20 protein-coding genes are annotated in these 23,160 nt (G+C 38.5%); 10 read left to right on the forward strand and 10 right to left on the reverse strand.

Going from position 1 to position 23,160, the window contains the following annotated elements:
* Positions 1-56: 56 nt before the first annotated feature.
* A complete protein-coding gene (locus tag OLW01_RS16755; protein ID WP_268077164.1) occupies positions 57-413 on the forward strand; it encodes an L-rhamnose mutarotase in 357 nt (118 codons plus the stop codon).
* A gap of 245 nt (positions 414-658) precedes the next feature.
* The gene (locus OLW01_RS16760) at positions 659-3,043 is read left to right on the forward strand and encodes an alkaline phosphatase D family protein (RefSeq protein ID WP_268077165.1); all 2,385 of its coding nucleotides are present in this window, start codon (positions 659-661) and stop codon (positions 3,041-3,043) included.
* A 173-nt stretch (positions 3,044-3,216) separates the two neighbouring features.
* Here OLW01_RS16760 and OLW01_RS16765 read toward each other — a convergent pair whose 3' ends face one another.
* The 3 genes from OLW01_RS16765 to OLW01_RS16775 all read right to left on the reverse strand — a co-directional run bounded on the left by OLW01_RS16765 (position 3,217) and on the right by OLW01_RS16775 (position 6,460).
* Complete coding sequence (locus OLW01_RS16765; RefSeq protein WP_268077166.1) at positions 3,217-4,446, reverse strand: Vgb family protein; 1,230 nt, start codon at positions 4,444-4,446, stop codon at positions 3,217-3,219.
* A 98-nt stretch (positions 4,447-4,544) separates the two neighbouring features.
* Positions 4,545-5,768, reverse strand: coding sequence for an ABC transporter permease (locus OLW01_RS16770; RefSeq protein WP_268077168.1), 1,224 nt, complete (start codon positions 5,766-5,768; stop codon positions 4,545-4,547).
* A complete protein-coding gene (locus OLW01_RS16775) occupies positions 5,762-6,460 on the reverse strand; it encodes an ABC transporter ATP-binding protein (protein ID WP_268077169.1) in 699 nt (232 codons plus the stop codon). The genes OLW01_RS16770 and OLW01_RS16775 overlap by 7 nt, the downstream gene beginning before the upstream one ends.
* A gap of 49 nt (positions 6,461-6,509) precedes the next feature.
* Between OLW01_RS16775 and OLW01_RS16780 the strand changes: the two genes are divergently transcribed.
* Positions 6,510-7,154 carry a DUF3299 domain-containing protein gene (locus OLW01_RS16780; protein WP_268077170.1) on the forward strand — a complete coding sequence of 215 codons (645 nt, stop codon included), beginning with the start codon at positions 6,510-6,512 and terminating at the stop codon, positions 7,152-7,154.
* Between the two features lie 271 nt (positions 7,155-7,425).
* On the opposite strand, the gene OLW01_RS16785 is transcribed toward OLW01_RS16780, so the two are convergent.
* The gene (locus OLW01_RS16785) at positions 7,426-7,833 is read right to left on the reverse strand and encodes a MerC domain-containing protein (protein ID WP_268077172.1); all 408 of its coding nucleotides are present in this window, start codon (positions 7,831-7,833) and stop codon (positions 7,426-7,428) included.
* 449 nt (positions 7,834-8,282) lie between these two features.
* Complete coding sequence (locus OLW01_RS16790) at positions 8,283-9,395, reverse strand: AraC family transcriptional regulator (RefSeq protein ID WP_268077174.1); 1,113 nt, start codon at positions 9,393-9,395, stop codon at positions 8,283-8,285.
* A 591-nt stretch (positions 9,396-9,986) separates the two neighbouring features.
* On the opposite strand from OLW01_RS16790, the gene OLW01_RS16795 reads away from it, so the two are divergent.
* From OLW01_RS16795 to OLW01_RS16805, 3 genes are all read left to right on the forward strand, one after another.
* Positions 9,987-12,839 (forward strand): glycoside hydrolase family 2 protein, encoded by a 2,853-nt coding sequence (locus OLW01_RS16795; RefSeq protein WP_268077176.1) that lies wholly within the window; start codon positions 9,987-9,989, stop codon positions 12,837-12,839.
* A gap of 60 nt (positions 12,840-12,899) precedes the next feature.
* On the forward strand, positions 12,900-14,441 hold the full coding sequence (locus OLW01_RS16800; protein WP_268077178.1) for an alpha-L-fucosidase: 1,542 nt from the start codon (positions 12,900-12,902) through the stop codon (positions 14,439-14,441).
* A gap of 70 nt (positions 14,442-14,511) precedes the next feature.
* Positions 14,512-15,795 carry a glycoside hydrolase family 117 protein gene (locus OLW01_RS16805; RefSeq protein ID WP_428980213.1) on the forward strand — a complete coding sequence of 428 codons (1,284 nt, stop codon included), beginning with the start codon at positions 14,512-14,514 and terminating at the stop codon, positions 15,793-15,795.
* Positions 15,796-15,803: 8 nt separating this feature from the next.
* Here the strand turns inward: OLW01_RS16805 and OLW01_RS16810 are convergent, their stop codons facing one another.
* Complete coding sequence (locus OLW01_RS16810; protein WP_268077180.1) at positions 15,804-16,349, reverse strand: histidine phosphatase family protein; 546 nt, start codon at positions 16,347-16,349, stop codon at positions 15,804-15,806.
* Between the two features lie 194 nt (positions 16,350-16,543).
* Between OLW01_RS16810 and OLW01_RS16815 the strand changes: the two genes are divergently transcribed.
* The gene (locus OLW01_RS16815; protein ID WP_268077182.1) at positions 16,544-16,885 is read left to right on the forward strand and encodes a GNAT family protein; all 342 of its coding nucleotides are present in this window, start codon (positions 16,544-16,546) and stop codon (positions 16,883-16,885) included.
* A gap of 138 nt (positions 16,886-17,023) precedes the next feature.
* Positions 17,024-17,254 (forward strand): GNAT family N-acetyltransferase, encoded by a 231-nt coding sequence (locus tag OLW01_RS16820; RefSeq protein WP_268077289.1) that lies wholly within the window; start codon positions 17,024-17,026, stop codon positions 17,252-17,254.
* Between the two features lie 80 nt (positions 17,255-17,334).
* Here the strand turns inward: OLW01_RS16820 and OLW01_RS16825 are convergent, their stop codons facing one another.
* The 3 genes from OLW01_RS16825 to ygfZ all read right to left on the reverse strand — a co-directional run bounded on the left by OLW01_RS16825 (position 17,335) and on the right by ygfZ (position 20,568).
* Positions 17,335-18,963: a B12-binding domain-containing radical SAM protein gene (locus OLW01_RS16825; RefSeq protein ID WP_268077184.1), complete on the reverse strand. Its 1,629-nt coding sequence runs from the start codon at positions 18,961-18,963 to the stop codon at positions 17,335-17,337.
* 196 nt (positions 18,964-19,159) lie between these two features.
* Positions 19,160-19,648 carry an FKBP-type peptidyl-prolyl cis-trans isomerase gene (locus tag OLW01_RS16830; protein ID WP_268077186.1) on the reverse strand — a complete coding sequence of 163 codons (489 nt, stop codon included), beginning with the start codon at positions 19,646-19,648 and terminating at the stop codon, positions 19,160-19,162.
* On the reverse strand, positions 19,645-20,568 hold the full coding sequence (gene ygfZ / locus OLW01_RS16835; protein WP_268077188.1) for a CAF17-like 4Fe-4S cluster assembly/insertion protein YgfZ: 924 nt from the start codon (positions 20,566-20,568) through the stop codon (positions 19,645-19,647). The genes OLW01_RS16830 and ygfZ overlap by 4 nt, the downstream gene beginning before the upstream one ends.
* A gap of 260 nt (positions 20,569-20,828) precedes the next feature.
* Between ygfZ and OLW01_RS16840 the strand changes: the two genes are divergently transcribed.
* Positions 20,829-21,077 carry an FAD assembly factor SdhE gene (locus OLW01_RS16840; protein WP_268077190.1) on the forward strand — a complete coding sequence of 83 codons (249 nt, stop codon included), beginning with the start codon at positions 20,829-20,831 and terminating at the stop codon, positions 21,075-21,077.
* Between the two features lie 31 nt (positions 21,078-21,108).
* Positions 21,109-21,492, forward strand: a complete 384-nt coding sequence (locus OLW01_RS16845) for a hypothetical protein (protein ID WP_268077192.1) — start codon at positions 21,109-21,111, stop codon at positions 21,490-21,492.
* Here the strand turns inward: OLW01_RS16845 and nadB are convergent.
* A complete protein-coding gene (gene nadB, locus OLW01_RS16850) occupies positions 21,489-23,099 on the reverse strand; it encodes an L-aspartate oxidase (RefSeq protein ID WP_428980214.1) in 1,611 nt (536 codons plus the stop codon). The two genes, OLW01_RS16845 and nadB, sit on opposite strands and share 4 nt — an antisense overlap.
* Positions 23,100-23,160 lie beyond the last annotated feature (61 nt).

The raw sequence follows: 23,160 nt of genomic DNA on the forward strand, positions 1-23,160 counted from the left end.
TTAATATGTATCACGTATTATAATCTGTAAAATTAACTGAGTAACAGGAGAAAGCTTTGGCTAACAATAAACGTATTTGTCTGGCATTAGACCTAGTCGATGATGCGACTTTAATTTCTGAGTATATTGATTATCATCAGCCGCAAAATGCTTGGCCACAAATCACCCAAAATATTCGCGATAAAGGCATTATTGATATGGAGATATATCATGTGGCTGATCGCCTATTTATGATTATGGAAGTAGGTCCTGATTTTGATCCAAATAAAGCCCCCGCAACTCAGGCCGGGATCGAAAAAGATGAAGCGTGGGAACAGTTAATGTGGAAATATCAAAAAGCATTAGCTTGTGCCAAACCAGGCGAAAAATGGGTCGAGATGCAAAAGATTTATGATTTAAAAAACGCACTTTAAAAATAAAATCCTGTTATGCGGGATATTAAAGCGATTAGGCTATAATAATGCTCACGTTATGGTGGGCATTTTTTATTTATTTTTTATTCCTTAGTTAATTAAAACTATTTAGTTATCATTGTGTTAGCTGTTTTTCGTTAAATTACCGCGACTAAAAGTTGTAAGGGTTGTGTAAATTGGTTGGCTGTTAGTGATCATTTTTGTATAATTTGTTTATAGATAACTGTTAACAATTTGGATTTGTCATGAGTCATAAAATAACACGTCGAGATGTGCTTAAATTTGTAGGAGCTGGTGTTGTCGTCGGTGGGGTTGGCTGCGCACAAGTACGTACAAGTACTGAAGATAGTTTAAATGAAAAACAAAAATTACAACAACCTGTAAAAACAATTGATAATTGGTCGAATACGCACGACAGAGTTTGGTTGGGTGGCAATTATTGGGCAAATCCAATGGAAGATTGGCGGGTTCGTGATGGGCGTGCTGAGTGCATAAACCCTGGCGGAAACCGAAGTATTCATTCTCTTACCCACCAAATAACCAATCCAAAAGCCTCTTTTTCAACCAGCGTACGATTACAAAATTTAAAACCTAACGACAATGATGGTGGCGCAGGCATTCGATTAGGTGCAAAAAGTGAAATTAACGAATATCGAAGTAATTGTTTTGTACAACAAGGTTTAGATATTGGCATTGTTAAAAACACTTTATTTATTGGCAAAGAAACTCGAACGTTAAAAAAACCGATAAATACCGATGAAGTTGACTTAATTATTACAGGTACACCTCAGGTTGGCGCTGTTATGTTACAGGTTGAAGTAAAACAGGCTAATGAACAAATCCAATTAGGTACAATGAATTTATTGGTATCGGGTGATGAAATTACCGGTAATATTGCGCTTGTAAGCAATTTACGTTTACCTGCCACTACACATCAAAGTGATTTACCTGAGCATAATGGTAGCCGTTATCGTTTTAGCCAATGGCAAATAGAAGGGGTTGCATTTAATCATGCGCCTGAACAAAAATTTGGGCCTATTTTATGGACAATGTATTCACTGAGCGATTCGCGCAGCGATGAAGGTTTTGTGATGAAACTGAGTGCGCTGCTTGGCCCTATGGGTCAAAAAGATAACCAAACGGTTGAATTGCAGGTGAAAAAAAATGGTCAGTGGCAAACACTCCAGACCGCTAAAATTGATCCTAATGCGGCTATGGTTAATTACCGAATTACAAATTGGAATGAGCAGCAAAAAACTGAGTTTAGAGTGGTTTACCAAGAAAAACATAAAGATGGTAGTGTAACCCCTGATATTTATTATGGCAGCATTGCCGCTAACCCGGTAGGCCGGCCACTTAAAATGGCATCCTTAACTTGTCAAAATGATTATGCTTTTCCTTATCAACCTGTAGCTGAAAATATTATTAAATTACAACCTGATTTGGTGTTTTTCTCAGGGGACCAATTGTACGAAAGCCATGGTGGTTTTGGTTATGTTAGAGCTCCAGCACAGCGCGCTACGCTAAATTATTTAAGAATGCATTATCAATTTGGCTGGTCATTTAGAGATGCCATGCGCCATCAACCAACCTTGTGTTTACCGGATGATCACGATGTGATGCAAGGGAATTTATGGGGTGAGGGCGGCGCAGCGATGCAGCATATTGAAAAAGATCCAAGTGCATCTGTACTAGGTGGGTATATCCAGCCTGTCGAAATGATAAACGTAGTACATAAAATTAATACTGGGCATCACCCTGATGCTTATGATCCTACCCCTACCCCTACGCCTCGTGGTATTAGTAGTTATTTTGGTGAAATGGTGTACGGAGATGTCGGTTTTGCTATATTAGCTGATCGCCAGTGGAAAAGTGGACCTGAACGCATTAATGTTGAAGTTGGCGTCACCGGACAAGATGAAGCGCCAGAATATATTAATCCAGATTATGATATTGAAGGGCTTAAATTGTTAGGTGAAAGACAAGAAAGCTTTTTGAAAAAATGGGGACAAGATTGGCGTGGTCACAAGCTAAAAGCTGTGTTAAGCCAAACCGTGTTCGCTGGTATTGCAACGCATCAGCCAAGACCAGACCGATATTTAAAATATGATTTTGATTGTAGCGGCTGGCCTGCATCTGCTCGTAATCGGGCAATTGAGATAATGCGTGATTCAATGGCGTTGCATATTTGTGGCGATACGCACTTAGGTACACTCTCGCAATACGGCGTTCACCAACAACGTGATAGCAACTGGGCATTTTGCAGCCCAGCAATTGCAGCTGGATGGCCGCGTTGGTGGAACCCAGACTCTATCAATTTAAGCTATCAAAACCGACCTGATCATGGCTTAGATAATACTGGTGAATATTTAGATGCATTTGGTAATAAAATGTATATTTATGCGGTTGCTAATCCAGTCGTTGGAAAATCAGCAAACCGTTATGTAAAAGCGCATGAAAAAGGTAGTGGTTTTGGGGTGATTAGTTTTGATACTGATGCACTCACTTACACTATGAGTGCTTATAAGTTTTTAATTGATATCAAAGATACACAAGCTGAAAATCAATACCCAGGTTGGCCTGTAACCATTCACCAAGCGGAAAATAAAGGGGATAACCAGTTAAGCTAACCTATAAGTAGCACGGGTATATAGCTTTGCTTTATTGATATATTCACCAGCCATAAATCGCTGTTATATAAATTAATTATATTTCAGCGATTTTTTATTAATCTTTATCGTTACCCAACTTGTCGTTTAAAATACATATTAAAAATTTAGTTTGTATTCGGTAGTATAAGCTATTATTGAGACCAAGTGATTTCAGCTAATTGATTGGTGGCTGTTTGGTGAATAATAAGCCCATTATTACCCATGCGCATATGCCGAATTAAACCTGAGTACACGCCTTCTTTACTAGGGATTGGCCAACTTTGCATGGTTTCGCTATTGAGATCAAATCGGACTAAAGTTTCAGGTCTTTTAGCTGATTCGTTAAACCAAATTGCATTATCTGCGTATTCAATTGCATAAGGGTGGCTATCTGCACCGCTGGGGTTATCCCACTGTGTGATCTTTCCATTTTTTGGATTATAACGGCCTAGCTTACCCACGCCTGAGTTGACATAAAAAATCATATCATCTGGTGTAATCGCGAGTCGTCGGGTGTGGGTTTGAGCGCCGGGAAGTTTAATTTCGGTGAGCTTCATTGAGTTTTTATCTACTTTAATTAAGCAGTTGCTGCCATTACACGACACCCAAGGCGTGCCTTTAGAGTCAAGTTTGATACCATAAGGACGAGCACCTTTGGTCGGTAATGTAACTAATTGAATATCGCCAGTTTCAGGTTCAAGTTTACCAATCATATTACTGTGCTGAAGGGTAAACCAAAATCTTCCTTTGTTATCAAATACCCCGGTATGAGGGTCACGCGCTTTTTCATCCGGCATTTTAAAAACTTTAAATGTCTCAGCTTTTAAATCTAAATATCCCACAGTGCCATTTTTATTCCCTAAAAACCAAGGTGTTTGATTTTTATCTAGTGATACGCTGTGCGCATAAGTACCACTTGGTAGTGTATATTCTTTTATGTCGCCAGTGTTAGGATTTAACCGACCGAGAATATTTCCCCATTGGCCGACCCACCAAATAATACCATTTTTACCTTGTACCGGATCTCGAGCTCGCTGCCCGAGTGTCGGTACCTGCCAGTACTCAAAGTTAAGCTTAAGATCACCTTTAATAACGGTAGACTCGCGCTTAGTATTCACCGGATAATGCTCAGCTAAATACCCAGTTATATTTTGAGTGAGCTTTTTATCCGAGTTCGTATTAACCATGTAGCTTATAAGAGTTTTCCAGTCTTTTTGGCTATAACCCGAGCTATGCTTTAAATTATTCAAACTATGGCAAGTAGAGCAAAGCTGATCAACGAGTTGCTCCGGCTTTTTATCTGCGGCTGATACAGGGGTAAATATGCTCAATAACGCTGTTACCACCATGTATTTTTGAGATGAAAATTTACGCTTGCTCATACTATCTCCTAGTTTTTTATAATTAACGCAAAGCATAGCCGATAAACCGTTACCATGTGTAATAACGCTGAGCGATTTACAAATCGATTTAAGTTATTTTAGCGAGCCTGACGATAGGCTGAAAAAGCTGGAATTAAAGCCGTGACAAAAGTGGCGAATATGATCAGCCCAAGTGTTTCAATGCTACTTTGTGTGAAAATATTGGCAGATAAAAATAGCCCAAATTCAGCGGAAATCCAGTCTCCCAAATAATATAAACTTAAGCTAATCAAGCTAATAGCCGAAATTGCACTGAGCATAACTAAAATCAATGCTTCGACAACAATGAGAGAGAAGATAATACTTGAGCCAGCCCCCATTATTCGTAGCACTGAAATTTCAGCTTTTCTTTGTTCCATACTGGCTAATAGCATAGTACATAAGCCAATTAGAGATGAAATCAATACCAGAAAACTAATGACTCTCAAAACGTTTTCTAGTGTCCTCATTAGTTGCCAAAGTTCAGCCATAGCTACGCCGGGTAAAATAGCCATCAGCCTGTCGTCTTGCATTTGGTTAATACGGCGTTGTAAAGTAAAAGTCGAAAACTTTGATTTTAAACCTAACATTACTGCGGTAATGGTTTTAGGGTAAATTTGCTCAGGCGATATTTTATCTAAGTTAGCTATTAATTTTTTTAAATGCGCGGGCGGTAAATGAACAGCTTCTATGCCTGCTAATGTAACATGCACACTTTTATCAACAGGTGTACCGGTTGGCGTCAAAATACCACTTACTATAAAAGGTGAGTTTTTATGCTCTTTAAAGCTGCTTGACCCTATGCCATGTGCAATAACAATACGATCACCTACTTTGTAATTTAATTGTTTAGCCACCTCAAAACCGAGCACGGTTTCAAATATCCCGTTAAATGCCTGACCTGCTGCAAACGTGAGTTTTTGTTGATGACCATACTGAAAGGACTTAAAGTATTCTTTATTAGTGCCCAGTACTCGGTAACCTTTATGCGAGTCACCCAATGCAATAGGAATTGCCCAGCTAACGTCTTTATGTTTTTGTAGTTTGGCAAAGCTCTGGTATTGAATATCGTTAACCGCAGAGCCCATTCTAAATACTGAATACAATAATAGATTAAGTTGGCCACTGGGTGCGCCTACAATTAAATCAATACCACTGGTTGAGCGACTAAAACTCTCTTTGGCTTGGGTTCGGATATGTTCAACGCTAAGCAAAACCGTCAGGCTAATAAATAAGGATATAAATGTTAGGCTAACTGTTTTGCCTCGTGATTTTAGGCTATTCCACGCAAGTGACGTTAACATGATAAATACAGCGCTTGACTAATGGAATGAATGTTTAAGCTTTTATCAAAATAGCGTTGCAAACTTAAATCGTGGCTAACAAAAATGAGCGTCGTATCAAGTTGTTCGCAGATTTCTAGCAAAATAGACATAAACGCATCTTTAGCATTAGCATCTAGCGCAGAGGTAGGCTCATCGACCAGTAATATATCGGGTTTGTTAACTAAAGCTCTCGCTATGGCGACTCTTTGTTGCTGACCAATACTTAATGATGAAGCCGCTTGTTTACTTAGTGAAGAAGGTAATTTTAAACGAGTTAATATCTGTTCAATAAATGCTTGGTTGTGGTCGAGACTGCGTCCAGAAAAATACACAGCTAATTCAATATTTTTTTGCACACTCAGATAAGGAATTAAATTAAATTGTTGAAAGACGACCCCTATATGATTGGCTCTGAATTTGTCGCGTTTTCGTTCTGATAAATCTGAAAAAGGTTGCGTTAAGATCTTAATGTGGCCTTGATCGGGGGTTAAAGTACCTGATAATAAGTTTAATAATGTTGACTTACCCGAACCTGAATCACCATATAAAAAAATTCGTTCACCGGTTTTTAATTGCCAATTTGGGATACTAAGTTGTAAATTTTTTTTATTGTAAGCAAATTTAAGGTTTTCAATTGTAATTGCCATTTTTTGGGTGACGGTGTTAGACATGGACAACGATTATCATTAATATACTAAAATAGGAGTGTTATGTTATAACATGTTTTTTATGCTGGGTTCAAATTTAGATATTATGATGAGAATAATAAGTAAATACATTCACTATAGCTTGTTGCCTATATTAGTTTTAGCAGCGATTTTGATCGCTTGTCGTGTATACGCCCAAGACGAAGTTAATCAAATTTATCAATCGGTTGAATGGACAGAACTGATGCCAAAAGATGATTTAGACGCACTGATGAACCCACCTGATTATTTACTGGACATAGCAGATGGTACTGAAGATGATTCTTTACAAGCACTTTCAAATACAAAACAACTAGACGATAAAACTAAACGATATGAACAGGCGTTAACTTCATATCGGGTGTCTCCGGAATATAATAATAAAAATATTCGCATTGCTGGATTTGTTGTACCTGTTGAAGTTGATCCATCACAAAAAGCAATTAGCTTTTTTATTGTGCCTTATTTTGGCGCTTGCCTGCATATGCCACCGCCGCCACCCAATCAGATTATTTATGTTGATTATGAGCAAGGCATAAAAATTGATAATTTGTATGATCCATTCTGGTTTGAAGGAAAATTAACCATTAAAAAAGTAGAAGCTGACGTTGCTTCATCAGCATACCAGATGAACGTAAATCAAATATTAGCCTACGAAGAAGAAGCGCAAGCCAATTAGCGTCAACTAAAGTTATATTTTGAGTTAAAAATGGGTTGGTAATGGCTTAGCAATGAATATAGTCGGAGTTTAAGTTATTTTTTGCAAACGAAACCACCTGTCATTTTTAGCACTACTGTCTATTTAGGCTTAAACGAGTGGCTTTATTTTGACATATTATTTTAGATGTCGTTGGTTGCTTTGCATGTTCAGTGCGGCCTTGAAAAAATTGTGAGTTCAGTTGCACTTGAAATGCGCTATATGTTCAACATAATTTAGCGGTTACACTCTGTTATTTTTTGTTTGAGGTATTACATTGATGTTGTTTGCTGAATTTAAAATTTCGAAAGTGTGCATATGCCAGTATGCTCGCAGTGATAACCGTTAATATAATTTCAAGTTGCTCGCCAAGTACTTTATGCCCCAAAATTGCAACAATGGAAAGCGTAAATAGGGCACTTAAACCAATCCAGAGTACCAAGCTATTCTTGTGACGGCGATAACCTAAAAACAAAGCAAATAAACCAAGCGGTACCACAATATAAAGTAGCCCTTTATGAAAAACTTCATGATCAATGTTTAACACTGCCGACAACGAAGGAACCAAGACGATTATAAAAGGAAAAAATAAGCAATGAACAACACAAATAGAGGATAGTGCTATTGCCAATTTATCGCTTAACAACTGAATTTTAAACATGCAAGGTTCCTGTGAAATTTGGATATGAACTAAGACAGACGAATATGGTGACGGAAAGTAATGTTATAATATAACATTTTATCGCAGAGTCAATATTTAGTTAGATTCATTGTTGTATATTAAAGCTTTAGGTTGAGATTAACGGATGAAATTTCAATAAAACAAATTTAAACCAGATGATTAAATCTTAGATAATAACGATAGCACTTTGTTTTTATTTGATGGCTTAGAAATTTTACAGCAATAATAAAAACCATCTACCAATAAAAGAAAAACAACGAGTTAGTCATTTTTTGTCTTTATCCGCGTCGTTTTTATGGCGTTTTTAATTTGGCGACGACTTAGTTTGTTCTGATTTTGGCTTCCCGTGCTGATCGCTAAATCCATTTAGGCAAACCATCCATACATTAAATATTGTTAGCCAGTTGTCATCGTAATCTGAGGTTAAGTTAATGTTGGTGTTTTTTACGGTAGCTAAGCGGTGATTGATTATAGGCTGTTTTAAAAACCCGACACAAATGTGGACCATGACAAAAGCCAGTTTCCTCGGCAATTTGTTCTATTTTTTGATTTGAATTACGCAGTAAATTTTCTGCTTTTTTTAGACGGAATTCCAATAATTTTTTATGGACACTGGTGTTTAAGTGTTTTTTAAACCTCTGTTCGAGATTTCTACGTGATACCCCTAAATACTTGGCGACATCGTTTGTACCTATAGGGTTTGTTAGGTTATTTAACAAATACTCTAATGCTTCTTTTACGATTAAATCCCGAGCAGCTAACAGGTTGGAGCTTTCTCTTAATGTAATACCAGTTGGCTGAATGTATTGAATTTCTGGTGAAACCTTTTCGCCACCGATAATTCGGTTTAGTAGCAAAGCGCCTTCATACCCAATTCGTTCGTGATCATGGTTAATACTTGAAAGCGGGACTGGCATGTTGTCACAGATTAATGCGTTATTATCTACCCCAATGACTGAGAAATCATGAGGCACCCGATAACCAGCAGACAAACACGTATTTAATAGCCATGCTGCATCGTTATCATTATACGCGAATAGAGCACAGGGTTTATCTAACGTATCTAACCAATATTTTATATTGTCATAACTTTGAGTTGCTGCGCCAATTAATTTTGCTGGCGGCTTTAACCCTCTACTAACTAGTTCTTGTTCAAAACTTTCACAACGCGCCTCTGCAACTGGGTTTTGCTGATGACAAAACCAACCAAACGACTGATGGCCATTTTCACAAAAATGCACTGCCGCTAAACGTCCAATACAATCGTTATCGCCCGATATTCTTGGGAGTGGTAAATCGGTTCGCCAAATTGATAAATCAACACATGGAATTTTTGACTGAACCACAAAAGACTCTAATGCTTGATTAGCATTTAATGAACATATTATACCATCTCCTTCCCAATGAGTTGGAATTTGAAAAGGGCTAAGCATACTGACATTTAAATGCCAACCAAGGTCTCTGGAAGCTTTTGCTATACCGCGATGCGTTGCCGGGTGGTAATTTCCGAGCAGCATTAAAATTTTTTTAGGTGCTTTCATATTCGCAATTATGCAAGATATCTCAGTAATGGTCGATTTTTGACTAAATGGTAAAAAACCATATTGCGCAATTATATAGTAAAGCTAAAACTATCTACAAAGTATCATTTTGTTAACTATTCCTTTTATTTTTTAACATTTTAGTCGTTATTTACCCCCTCAGGCATTAATAAGTAACCCGAAAAATTACGCTATTATGCAATTTTTCACCCATATCAAGTGAGGTTTTTTTTGCGTTATTTTGCAATTTTATACTGAAATTGCATATATTGCTATGTTGTTTTTTTTCTTATATGCTTAACTTGAATATAGTTAATTGTAAACAAATTGGTTTTGGTTTGCTTTAAATACGCATAGTTAAGATATGGTTGGCTACGCTATGGGTGAAGGCTTCCTGCTAGAGTTGAGAGTAGTCAAAATTTTATATGGTGACGTTGCCGCGGGCATATCAATTGTTGACGGTCGTATGTTTTTTAAGCTTTTAATCAACAAGCTGAAAGCCGGTATTGAAAACCTTTGTTACCTTAAATATGAGAAATGAATGAATAATTTAATTGTTGCTTTTTACAAAAATAATGAGAGTGCCCACTAATGAAATGTTTAAAGTATTTAATGGTATTTATAGCCTTACAGTTAAGCTTTTTAGTCAATGCGGCTGATATTGCTGCGCAAAGAGTCTATCTGTCTGGCAAAAACACATCGGATGCAGTCGACTGGCAATTTAAGTGTGATAAAGGTCGTAAGTGTGGTGAATGGACTAGCATTCCAGTTCCGTCAAATTGGGAGCAGCATGGGTTTGGTCATTACAATTACGGACATGATTTACCCAAAGAAAAGCACGATGAAATAGGCACCTATAAAACCACTTTTTTTGCTCCTAAAGCATGGAAAAACAAGCATGTGCGCTTGGTATTTGAAGGGTCAATGACAGAAACAAGTGTATTTTTAAATGGTAAAAAATTAGGCACTACTCATTTAGGCGGTTATGTGCCATTTCGTCATGATTTAACCAAAGAACACGAGGCATTTAAGTATGGCGAAGAGAATGAATTAACCGTTGTTGTTGCGAAAAAGTCAACCAATGAAAGTTTAGAGCATGCTGAGCGAAAAGCAGATTACTGGGTTTTTGGGGGTATTTATCGACCCGTTTATCTTGAGATTCAAAATAAAAGTTTTATTAACCGGGTGGCGATTGATGCCAAAGCGGATGGGACATTTAAGTTAGATGTATTCCCGCAGCTAAACTACATTACCAAATTTAAGAAAACGCCGCCTATTTATGTCGATGAAGTATATGCACAAATTTATTCACTAGATGGCAAAAAATTGGGTCAGCCGATGTCTCAGCCGATGATACATGGTAGCGGACGTGTTCGTTTGACTACGCAAGTAAAGGATCATCAATTATGGTCGCCTGAATATCCTACTTTGTACGAAGTAAAGGTTGATTTACGCAAAGATGGACAGGTTATATCGCGATATACACAAGGTTTCGGTTTTCGTACTTTTGAGCTAAGACGTCAAGACGGCTTTTACTTAAATGGTAAAAAAATACGAATTAAAGGGGTTAACCGCAACGTATTTGATCCTATATCGGGCCGTGCAGTAAGTACTCAAAAAGTGTGGGATGACGCTCGTGCAATTAAGTCAGCGAATATAAATTTAGTCCGCTCGCATTTACCACCTACCACTGAATTTATGGAGGCTTGTGACGCGCTAGGTTTATTAGTGATTACAGAACTGACGAACTGGCATGATCCCTGGATTGATACACCGATTGGACGCAATATTGCTTATGAATTGGTAACGAAATACCAAAATCATCCATCGGTGATTTTATGGGCGAATGGTAATGAAAGCGGGTTTAACTTAGAAATTGACGACATTTACCATTTAGTCGATTTACAAGATCGCCCAGTGATTCACCCTTGGACCAATTTTGAAGATATTGAAACGTTTCATTACCCAACTTATAAAGAGTTTAAAGAAAAACTAGCCAAACCAACGGTTTATTTGCCTACAGAGTTTTTACATGGTTTATACGATGGCGGTCATGGTGCAGGCCTAGAAGATTACTGGCAAGCAGTGATGCAGTCGCCAACGGGCGCGGGTGGCGTATTATGGTGTTGGGGCGATGCTGCTTTATCTCGTACAGATAAGAACGGGGAGATGGATACAGCGGGTAATATGTCATCTGACGGCATGGTCGGGCCTAATGGCGAGAAAGAAGCTAGCTTTTATGCCGTTAGAGAAATTTGGTCACCAATTCAAATTAAGCAGCAATCTTTAACAAGCGATTTTTCAGGCAAAATAACAGTTGAGAATGGATATTACGATACCGAATTGAACAACTGTACTTTTAAATGGCGTTTAGTCAATTTTTCAAAACCATCAAATGAGACAATTAACGTGAACATAATGGCCTCTGGTTCCGTGAGTGGCCCTGCGGTGCGTCCAGGTGATTCTGGTCAGTTAAATTTGAATTTACCAAAACAGTGGCAGCAAGCCGATGCATTAGCATTAACGGCAATAGATCCACATGGTATGGAAGTGATGGAATGGTCGCTTCCAATAGAAAAAGCTCACACTGTATTAGCTAAAACCAGCACGAAAATTGAAAAAGTAAAGGGTAATCCATTTGAATTAAAAATGGGTCAACAAGTTTGGAAGTTTTCTGAAAAAACAGGCTTGTTAGAGAGCAGTTATTATAAGGGCAAACCATCTGGGTTAGCGAATGGGCCATTATTATATGGTGCCACTGAGAATGAACAGTTAGATTTTTCAGCTAGTTGGAAAGCTTCAGCTTATCAACAAGGTGCAGACTATATTATTAAATCGACCAATGAAAAAGACGATTCATTTACTTGGACGCTCACAAATCAAGGAACGGTTACGTTAGATTATGATTTTTCTGAGGTGGAACAAAAGCTCAAATATTTATCGTTGGGCTTTGATCTTCCAGAAGATAATGTGGCAGCCAAAACTTGGTTGGGTAATGGTCCTTATCGCGTGTGGGCTAATCGGCTTAAAGGCGTGCAATATGGCATTTGGCAGAATGATTATAACGATAAGCTAACTGGCTTAAATTTATGGGGTACCCCAGAATTTAAAGGCATTTTTAGTGGCATTAGTTGGATGAAATTAGAGTTAAAATCGGCTGGCTCATTGTTAATTGATCCTAAAGAAAATAGTTATATTGGGGTATTACGCCCAAGTAATACGATTCCCAGTGTGTCAGTGCATCCTAAAAAACTACCGAGAAAAGGGAATGAACCGCTGCACGCTGTATGGAATTATCCGCATGCGGGTGGTTTACATTTTTTCCATAAATTACCAGGCGTAGGAACTAAGTTTATGTACGCAGAAGAAAGCGGGCCGCAAGGTCAGCCAGCGCAAGTGAATGGTGCGTTAACCGGAAAAATCACTTTTCAACTTAATCCATAAAAATACCGGCGGTTAGCGCTATAACGGCACTGAACGCTGCGTTAAATTCAGGAATATGAAGTGAAAATCAATAACATTAAATCATTATTTAGGTTAAGTCGGCATGCGCTAATAACCGGTGTTATTTTAGGTGTATTAGCGTCGTGTTCTACGTATTTAACCAATACTGAACGTACTTACCAAGCAAACTGGGAGTCGCTGTCAAAACATGAAGCTGCCCCCGAGTGGTTTCAAGATGCTAAGTTAGGTATTTATTTTCATTGGGGGCCTTACAGCGTTCCTGCTTACGGAAGCGCGTGGTATCCGGGAAATATGTATCGCAAAGGCCACCCAGTTTATATGCATCATGTAAAAGCATATGGCCCTGTTTCTGACTTTGGCTATGAAGACTTTATTCCTATGTTTAAAGCACAGCAGTTTGATCCTAGTGAATGGGCACAATTGTTTAAAAGTGCAGGGGCTAAATTTGCAGGTCCAGTTGCTCAGCACCATGATGGTTTTGCCATGTGGGACAGCCAGATTAATCCTTGGAATGCGAAAGCTAAGGGGCCAGAGCGAGATATTTTAGGTGAGTTATTTACTGAATTAAAAAAGCAAGATGTTAAAACGATAGCTACTTTTCACCACGCTCGAAACGGGCAGCGTAATAAAACGCCGCTTGCAGCAGGGATGACAGATTTTAATAGTCACTATCCGTATTACGAAGGATCCCCTACGACAACAACTGATCCTAAACTACGCAAGTTATTTGGTAATTTTGAAACAATAGATGAGTTTAATCAATATTGGTTAGCTCAAATAAATGAGGTGGTTGATAACTATTCGCCGGATATTATCTGGTTTGATTCATGGATGAATATGCTACCGGAATCATACCGCCAAAAAATGGCTGCTCATTATTTTAACCATGCAAAAAACACGAACCAAGAAGTGGTAACCGTTCATAAACATAATGATATGCCGATGTCTTTAAGCGTATTAGATTTTGAGCAAGGTGGGCGCCGTGACATTCATCCTATGCCTTGGATGACGGATATTACGCTTGGTGATAGTCGTTGGTCTTATATCGAAGGCGAAAAATATAAACCTGCCGAACTAGTTGTCCGCAATATGATTGATGTGTGGAGCAAAAATGGCATTGTTTTATTAAATGTATCGCCCCGCGCGGATGGTGTGATTAATCAAACGCAGAGAGCAGCATTGAAAACCATTGGTGATTGGTTGCAAGTTCATGGAGAAGCAGTATATGGCACGCGACCATTTGATACTTATGGTTATGGATCAGCACATAGTGCATCTAGCTCACACGACGGTCAATCAGCAAAAGTAGAATACACAGCAAAGGATGTACGATTTACTGTCGCTAAAAATAACAAAGCTATGTATATCTTTTTCTTAGGTGAACCTAAGCAAGGTCAAAAAATTAAAATTAAGGCGTTGGGTCGTCATCGTTATGCGCCTCGATCAGCCGTTAAAAGCGTTAGTTTGTTGGGGAGTGATGTTGAAGTGAAATGGCAAGATGATGCCTATAGTTTCAATCTTGTAATGCCAACTGTCGCAATGAACAACATTGCCACTGTATTTAAATTAGAGCTTGAATAAATTGGTAAATTGATTGAGTTAATTGGTTTGTGAGCACTGATGAACGATTATAAAAAAGAAGGTAAAGGGTATGATGAAAAAAACACTATGGTTAGTATTAAGTATGACTGCCTCACTAACTGCGCTGGCTGACGGTCGGGATATGTTTGGGGCATTTCCTTTTGATTTACCTGACAAAAAACCAAATAGACCTTTAAGCGCCGCGCTTGAACGCAATTATGATAATTACTTATCGCCTCGCCAAGAGGAAAACGAGCTATATTCTTTATTTAAATATACCGAATTAACAGGATTTGACTATCACGGTGGCGATGGGACGGTATCGCGTCGTGATCCATCTAAAATTATTTTTGAAAATGGCCAATACTATGTTTGGTACACCAAAAGGGAAACCGAAGAAATACCGACGGGATTAGGAAACGCACATTTAGCCACTGACACGCGACCCTCCGCTGATTGGGATTTAGCCGAAATTTGGTATGCAACCTCTAAAGATGGTATCACTTGGGAGGAGCAAGGAATTGCTGTACCTCGTCCGCCAAAACCAAACGTGGGTTGGCGTTCAGTAGCTACGCCTGACATACTAAAGTGGAAAGACAAATATTATTTATACTACCAAGGGTTTGTTGAAATATCGGGCAAAGGCGATAGTGATTGCCCAGTCGCCGTTTCTGTGGCGGATTCTCCCAATGGGCCGTGGAAAGCCCTTAATAAAGTGATTATTCCTAATGGTAAAAAAGGCGAGTGGGACCAAAATGCAATTCACGATCCCTATCCATTAGTCCACAATGGTAAAATTTATTTATATTATAAGTCAGATTTCGACCGTATCCGCGGTAGTAAAGATCGCGCTATCGCAGTACGAATGCAGGGGTTAGCAATTGCTGAAAATCCGTTAGGGCCTTTTGTTAAACACCCACTTAACCCTGTTTTGAATTCGGGTCACGAAACGGCACTTTTCCCTTTTAAAGAAGGGGTTGCAGCACTAATTATTCGTGATGGTAACGAACGTAGTACGGTGCAATATGCGCAGGATTGGGTTAATTTTAATATCGCTTCTGTTACTGAGTTAATGCCAAATGCTGCTGGATTATATGTACCTGATGCATTTACCAACACTGAATATGGCCAAGGAGTTACGTGGGGACTTTCGCATTTTACGGTAGCAAATGGTTGGGACAAAAATCACTCAATTTTAACGCGTTTTGACACTGATTTAAGTTTAAAAGTGAATGACCCTGAAATGAAACGACACAATTATCATTATTCGCCAGCCCATCATTATAAATTTGGCTTGTCAGCTCAACAGAAAAAACGGATTGCAGAGCAAAATAAAAAATTACAGAAACAATGATAAGTTTGTTAGTTTTCGAGTTTGGTAATGCCCCAGTAGGCATTGCTCTTAGACTTTAAGACCCAACCCTTTTGAATTAATGGCTTTCTAATATAGCGGTTCATGTATCCATGGCCAAATAGCACAAGGTTACCTCGCTTTTTAGTCATTTCTATTAGTTGGTCAGCGGCTATATTTGCTCGTTGTTTGGCTTGTTTAAAGGTTTCAAATGAACCTTTAAATCCAAGCATCCATAACAACCTTGATAGGTAAACCCAATTCCAAGCTTTTAATTGAAATGGTAATTTATACCTAGGAATTTCCATTTCTCTAAAAAGCGGATCAATTTTTTCTGGTGTTTTATTTAAGTAAATGTCTGCTGAATGCATAGCTCGTTTTAAATCACTTGATATCGTATAAAAAGTTTTATATTGAGGGTTTATAATTTCAGGTCTACTGCTGGCGGCAACATCAGAAAAATTGTAGCGCCTAATCCAGTTTGTATACCCATGAGCATTTACGATTGGATTGTTTGCCGAGCTTGGTTTTCCATGCCTAATTAAGACTATTTCCATTCTAAACCTATTATCTATGTACGGGACAGGTAACTGTTTGCTAGAACCCTTTAAGAAAGAAACATTAGCTGAGCGTTAAATTTTCGCGCTTGAATGTTTGATTATATGTTTAATTTGTTCTAGTTCTGGGTTTTAGGTTAGTTTGATTATAATTTCAGTTAGCGACATTGTGATAGTAAAATATGAATTAATGTATGAACAATAAAAATGGAAAAATTTATATAACGCAATTTATGGCTAAATTAATTATCCGAAAATTTAAACATGGCGATGAAGCCGAGTTAAAAGAACTGCTATTGAATACAATTACGCGCGTTAATGTTATAGATTATTCACCTGAAGAAATCCAAGCATGGACGGGAAAAGTAACTAATGAATTAATTTGGCAAAAACATATAGCAGCAATTAACCCCTTTGTAGCTTTAATTCAGAATACCATTGTTGGTTATGCAGATTTGCAAGATGATGGTTATATAACCTCAACCCGGTTTAATGAATATGTTTCAAACGGCCTTTTTTCACGGGGACTGCGTTAAATTCACTTGCAATAGGCTAGCTATTGACGCGTGAATTTGCCTTGTCCACGCAAAAAAATTCTCGTTAGAAACCATGTAGAGCTGTGAGGTTAAATCATTCAATTAGTTAGAATACACCTTAACCCGAGTTGAGGTTATATAGACCATTTTTATTGTCACTGGCAATATCAAGGAAAAGGTATTGGTAAGGCGTTCATGCAAACTATAATTGAAGCAGGACAAAATCAAGATATTGAACGTTTGTATGCACAAGTGAGTATGACCGCGAGGCCTTTTTTTGAATATTTTGGCTTTACGCTTGTCTCTGAGCAGCAAGTCAAAATTGTTGAACAAAAGCTCACCAACTTTGTAATGGAAAAATGGATTTAGCGGTCATTTTTATGGCGCGGGTATTAACGTCTATTTTCACTGCACGTTAAGTTGAAAATAGACGTTTAACTGATGCGTATTTAGCTTAAATGTCTTTGTTGGCGTTGAGCAAATTTATTTTGGCTGGTCGATTCAGTTTGTTGCTCTGCGTAGAGTTTAAGGGTATCAAAACGGCTTTTTAATTTTGATGCTGCATAATCTTTTTCAATTTTTGAGATAACCAATTGGTGCCTTTCTGGAAATAAAGCTTCAACAGCTTGTGATACCAACTCGTAAAGTCGTTTTAAGTTTATTTGGTGAGTTTGTCCTGTTTTTTCAAACAGCCAGTTAGTCATTGCTAAAAAGTCATCAAATGGATTATCGGCTAAAATATGTGGTAGCGAATGTTTGAAGCGTCCGGAATTACTAATCATATCCCAGTATCTGGCGAAACGATTTACTAGCTGCATAGTTGAAAAATCTACGCGGTCTGTACTTAATATATTAAAAGGCGGTAATGGATTAAACCGTAAGTCAAAGGCTTGTGTATGGCGAATAATAGGACTGCCTTTTAAGCGTTTTAAAATACCCAGTTGAATTTCGTGTGGTCGGCATTGGTAAAGTTCGTTAAAGCTGTCTCTGAAACTTTCAAAGGTTTCGCCCGGTAATCCAAAAATAAGATCGGCATGTATGTGGGCGTTGGTATTGTCTTTAAGCCAAATTAAATTTTCTTTAGATTTAGCGTTGTTTTGTTTACGGCTAATATTGGCTTGAACTTGCGGATCAAAAGTTTGGATACCAATTTCAAATTGTAAGCTGCCTTCTGGAAATTGAGTGAGTAGTTCTTTTAATTTTCGTGGGAGATGATCGGGTACAACTTCAAAATGCAAAAAGAGATCATCACTCATTTTATCTAAGAAAAACTGCATGATTTGCATCGTTGTTTTAATGTTTAAATTAAAAGTTCTATCAATAAATTTAAAGTTTCTGGCCCCTCGTTGATAAAGAATTTCCATTTGTTCTAAAAATAGCTCGAGTTCAAATGGATTTGATGCCGTATCTAATGACGATAGACAAAATTCGCATTTAAACGGGCAACCACGTGAAGCTTCAACATAGAGCAAACGGTTTTTTAAATCTTCATCGCTGTAATATTGGTAAGGTAATTCAATGTCGGTGAGTGCAACAGGTTTGGCGTTAAGCACTTTTTGTTCAGGTTCGGTTTTATTAAAAATGTCTTTACATAGCTTATAAAAGCTTAAATCGGCGGCTCCGGTAATAACATAATCTGCCGATTGGACGATGGCTTGTTGCTCGGTTTCGTAGCTGACTTCAGGACCACCTAATACGATTTTTATTTCAGGGGCGACGACTTTTAATAAGCTAACCACATTGGTAGTTTCTACTATGTTCCAAATATAAACACCAAATCCGACTATTTCAGGTTTAGCCGCTAAAATTTGTTCAACAATATCGATAGGGCGCGTTTGTATAACAAACTCTTTTATTTTGGCGCAGCTTTTTAACTCTTTTAAATTTGCATACAGGTAACGTAAACCAAAGCTGGCATGAATAAATTTAGCATTAAGTGTTGCAAGTACGATTCTAGTTGAGGTGTGAGCGTATCCATCATTTTCTTGCTCGGTTTGTTGAGCTGCATTAGACGGTTTATTGTCTGGTAAATGAATAGGAGTTATTGCGAGCTTAGGATCGAATTGTTGCGTTGCCATATTGGTTCTTAATTACCTAGAAAAATCTAGCCGATATGATACAGCAATCATGCGGTTGATTCAGTATCATTTTTAGTAAATTAGCAAAGGGGGTGTGCTCAGTTTTTAATTTTTCTGTATTTTGAGATATTTAATTTAAACTAGGTGAATTTTAAAAAGCCATTGCGCTCACACAATGGCTTTTAAACAGGCACTTTTAGTGTTCGTGCCCACAGCCGCCTTCAGCATGCACATGACCGTGTGCTAATTCTTCTTCGGTTGCTTCACGTACTTCAACCACATCAACATCAAAAGTTAATGTTAGGCCTGCTAATGGATGGTTACCATCAACAGTGACAAAGTCATCTTCAATTTTTGTGATAATAATTGATTGCTCGCCTTGGTCTGTACTGGCACGTAATTGCATACCTTCATGAATTTCTTCAATTTGGTCAAATACATCAATTGGTAAACGTTGTACTAAACCTTCGTGGTGCTCGCCATAGGCGTTAACAGGTTCAATTGTGCAAACAAATTTGTCACCCGCTTGCTTATCATTTAATTCAGCTTCTAAACCCGGAATTAAAAAGCCTTTGCCCTGAATAAAATTAAGTGGGGCTTTGCCTTCTGACGTATCAAGAATCTCATCATCGCTGTTTTTAACTTGGTAGTGCATAGAGACAACAGTATTGGCTGCTATTTTCATTTACTTTCCTCATATTCTAGCGAGTAGGGTAGAGCGGACAGTTGCACGGTTTTGCTACTATCGTCTTTTACTCGAATTGACGTGGTGATATTAGTATCGGCAGCGAGTACTGCAATACCAAAAGTTTTTTGATCTAGCTGACAACTGTGAATGACTTCTCCAGCTCTGCGCCAACCTGAGCCCGCTTGAATTTCTAGAGTTGAACCCAATTCAATAGGATCTTCACTGCTAAACCCGAAACTGGCTTTTTTGTTTTTGCCCAAATAACGCATTCGGGCGACGGTTTCTTGTCCCATGTAGCAGCCTTTTTTAAAGCTGATAGCGCCAATAGCGTGGGCATTTAACATTTGTGGAATGTATTCACTTTGGTGCTCTACTTCAATAAAAGGCCAAACGTGTTGACTTACTTTCGCATCAAAGTAGGCGGTATCTTGCTGGTCTAATTGTGCAAGCTCTGCTGGTAACTCGGCATCGCTAGCGCGCACAAAAAGCCCAAGATCTTGACTCATCAAGCATAGGTACCCATTAAAGATAGGCGTAACTTGATTAAGCGGTGTCTCAGCAAGCCCTTGCTTGTTAAGCCATTGAATTAGGCTTTCACCTTGTAAAGCTGATATTTTCCATTCACTGGTTGGAGCCTGGATTTCAACTTTTGAAAACACCCCAAATTTTTGCAGTGCTTGTGCTGACGCTGCAATGCTGGATGTTTTTTGAAACAATAAAAAATTTTGCTCAACAGGCATTAAATAAAATAGTGACCAAGTTTTACCTTTAGCATCACAGTGACAACCAAATGTGGCATCTTGTTCGCCAAGCTTAGCCACATCACAAGTGACTTGGCTATTTAAGTAGGTGGTTTGATCTTGCCCTTTAATCGAGATGGCTTGCCAGTTGGACAGTCTGATATGTGAAATAGACATGAATAACCTCAATGGTGAATAGCTAGTTATAAGTGCGCACTGCTACCAATTGTAAATACGATGACAACCTACATTGACAATATCGAGCTGTTACCTCAACAATTGTCAAATAGACAAATATCTAAATGAAATATCTTATTGTAGCAAACCGAGAGGCGCAAAATATACCGTCATTTTTGTTATTCACAGCATTTATTTATTAGATCGCTTACTTTAAGCTATGCTACTTATCATTATTTTATTTTCTGGGTATTTTATTTATGGAAAACGTTTCTAGACTTAGGTGGGCGTGTCGCCGCGGAATGTTGGAGCTTGATGTGATTTTTATGCCGTTTGTTGAAAATCACTATTTGCAGTTACCTCAATCTGAAAAAGATGTTTTTCAACGTTTACTTAATGCGGACGATCCTGATTTATATGCTTGGTTTATGGGGCATCAAACCTGTGATGATCCTGAATTTGCAAAGATGATTAAAAAAATACATAAATTAAACGGTGCACTCGTTTAGGTTAGATATTAAACCGAGCCAGCAGTATTTTATGCTGGTTAGCATTGGCGTTGTTTTACTGACGTTAAGTTGTGCTATTGCGTTTATTCCAAGGTGGTCCACTTGGTCGTTGATTACATTGCTTTTTAGTTTTTGTATGGCTGGCTGGACGTTAATGCATATTCGCACAACGCTTTATCAGCCTACGGTAATGTTGTTCTCTGATGATAACTGTGTGATTGACGATAAGGTTTATCAAGTCGCTTTCCATAGTTTTTATTTGGGAGATTGGTTTTGGCTTAAGTTGGTCGATAAAACGCTAGCCAATAGCCAGCCATTATATATCGTTTTAAGTCCAAATATGATTGAGCAACCTTCAAAATGCCAGTTAAAGCGCTGTTTAAAAAGAATAAACAGCGCTAAAATTAAAACTTAGAATTTATCGGGTGTGATAATACTAGGTGTTGGATTGTCTTGTAACTCAGGGTAATCTAAGTTGTAGTGTAAGCCTCGGCTTTCTTTACGCGACATGGCACAGCGAACAATTAATTCAGCTACATCTAGTAAATTTCTTAACTCTAACAAGTTATTTGAAACTTTAAAGTTCGCATAATATTCTTGCACTTCTTGTTGCAGCAGTTCAATTCGACGCATCGCACGTTCTAGTCGTTTATTAGTACGAACAATACCTACATAATCCCACATGAGTAATCTTAGCTCGTGCCAATTGTGTTGAATGACGACTTCTTCATCAGAATCAGCTACCTGGCTATCGTCCCAGTGCGGTATATCTGGGTAATGAGTTTGGGTCATGGGGGTTGATAAAATGTGTGAAGCCGCGGCTTCAGCGAACACCAAACATTCTAATAACGAGTTGCTCGCCATACGGTTTGCGCCATGTAAGCCTGTATAAGCTACTTCGCCAATCGCATACAGACCAGCTAAATCAGTTTCGCCTTGCATATTGGTAATAACCCCGCCACAAGTGTAATGAGCTGCGGGCACAACCGGAATAGGTTGCTTGTGAATTTTAATGCCGTACTCTTTACAGCGTTTATAAATATTGGGGAAGTGCTGTTTAATGAAACTTTTTGGTTTGTGACTAATATCCAGGTACATACAATCGGCCCCGAGACGTTTCATTTCATAATCAATGGCTCTTGCAACAATATCACGTGGCGCAAGCTCGGCCCGATCGTCAAAATCAGGCATAAATCGGCTGCCATCAGGCCGCAGTAAATAAGCCCCTTCGCCGCGCAGCGCTTCCGTTAATAAGAAATTTCGAGCATCAGGGTGGAATAAGCAGGTAGGATGAAACTGGTTAAATTCCATATTTGCAACTCGGCAACCTGCACGCCATGCCATTGCAATACCATCACCACTGGCAATATCTGGGTTTGAAGTGTATTGATATACTTTGCTGGCCCCACCTGTGGCTAATATTACTTTAGTGGCTTTAATCACTTCAACTTGTTCTTTGTTTCGGTTCCAAACGTAAGCGCCATAAACGGCTTTTCCGGTTTGCTTTGTTGTTCTTGAAGTAATTAAATCAACCGCATTGTAACGTTCAAATATATGAATGTTTTGGTGTGCCTGAGCACTGCGGATTAAGGTTTTCTGGACAGCTTTACCCGTGGCATCAGCGGCATGCAAAATACGTCTGTGGCTATGGCCACCTTCACGGGTTAAATGGTATTTTTGCTGGCCTTGTTCATTAGTGACGGTATCAAAAGGCACACCGTAGCTAATGAGGGTTTCTAAACTGTCACGGGCGTTTTCTGCGGTAATTCTGACCGCTTTTTCGTCACATAAACCAGCTCCGGCAACAAGTGTGTCTTGTACATGTGATTCTATGCTGTCGGTTTCATCAAATACCGCTGCAATTCCACCTTGTGCATAATAAGTTGAACCTTCTTTAAGTTTTGATTTACTAAGTACGATGACATTAGCTTTATCCGCAAGACGTAATGCTAATGTTAACCCGGCAGCCCCGGCGCCAATAACGAGTACGTCGCATGTATGTTCAACTTGGTGATTAATCATGGTTTTAATGACTCAGTGTGAAAACGATTTTTGATTCAAGTGGGCTATTTTTACATTTAAT

The sequence above is a fragment of the Catenovulum adriaticum genome, assembly GCF_026725475.1.
In the GTDB taxonomy this organism is placed as follows: Bacteria; Pseudomonadota; Gammaproteobacteria; order Enterobacterales; family Alteromonadaceae; genus Catenovulum; species Catenovulum adriaticum.

Excerpts from the sequence above, each read along its gene's own strand:
- OLW01_RS16760 (WP_268077165.1), top strand. The coding sequence starts at position 659 with ATGAGTCATAAAATAACACGTCGAGATGTGCTTAAATTTGTAGGAGCT.
- OLW01_RS16765 (WP_268077166.1), bottom strand. The coding sequence starts at position 4,446 with ATGAGCAAGCGTAAATTTTCATCTCAAAAATACATGGTGGTAACAGCG.
- OLW01_RS16770 (WP_268077168.1), bottom strand. The coding sequence starts at position 5,768 with ATGTTAACGTCACTTGCGTGGAATAGCCTAAAATCACGAGGCAAAACA.
- OLW01_RS16775 (WP_268077169.1), bottom strand. The coding sequence starts at position 6,460 with ATGTCTAACACCGTCACCCAAAAAATGGCAATTACAATTGAAAACCTT.
- OLW01_RS16780 (WP_268077170.1), top strand. The coding sequence starts at position 6,510 with ATGTTTTTTATGCTGGGTTCAAATTTAGATATTATGATGAGAATAATA.
- OLW01_RS16785 (WP_268077172.1), bottom strand. The coding sequence starts at position 7,833 with ATGTTTAAAATTCAGTTGTTAAGCGATAAATTGGCAATAGCACTATCC.
- OLW01_RS16790 (WP_268077174.1), bottom strand. The coding sequence starts at position 9,395 with ATGAAAGCACCTAAAAAAATTTTAATGCTGCTCGGAAATTACCACCCG.
- OLW01_RS16795 (WP_268077176.1), top strand. The coding sequence starts at position 9,987 with ATGAAATGTTTAAAGTATTTAATGGTATTTATAGCCTTACAGTTAAGC.
- OLW01_RS16805 (WP_428980213.1), top strand. The coding sequence starts at position 14,512 with ATGATGAAAAAAACACTATGGTTAGTATTAAGTATGACTGCCTCACTA.
- OLW01_RS16810 (WP_268077180.1), bottom strand. The coding sequence starts at position 16,349 with ATGGAAATAGTCTTAATTAGGCATGGAAAACCAAGCTCGGCAAACAAT.
- OLW01_RS16815 (WP_268077182.1), top strand. The coding sequence starts at position 16,544 with ATGAACAATAAAAATGGAAAAATTTATATAACGCAATTTATGGCTAAA.
- OLW01_RS16825 (WP_268077184.1), bottom strand. The coding sequence starts at position 18,963 with ATGGCAACGCAACAATTCGATCCTAAGCTCGCAATAACTCCTATTCAT.
- OLW01_RS16830 (WP_268077186.1), bottom strand. The coding sequence starts at position 19,648 with ATGAAAATAGCAGCCAATACTGTTGTCTCTATGCACTACCAAGTTAAA.
- ygfZ (WP_268077188.1), bottom strand. The coding sequence starts at position 20,568 with ATGTCTATTTCACATATCAGACTGTCCAACTGGCAAGCCATCTCGATT.
- OLW01_RS16840 (WP_268077190.1), top strand. The coding sequence starts at position 20,829 with ATGGAAAACGTTTCTAGACTTAGGTGGGCGTGTCGCCGCGGAATGTTG.
- OLW01_RS16845 (WP_268077192.1), top strand. The coding sequence starts at position 21,109 with ATGCTGGTTAGCATTGGCGTTGTTTTACTGACGTTAAGTTGTGCTATT.
- nadB (WP_428980214.1), bottom strand. The coding sequence starts at position 23,099 with ATGATTAATCACCAAGTTGAACATACATGCGACGTACTCGTTATTGGC.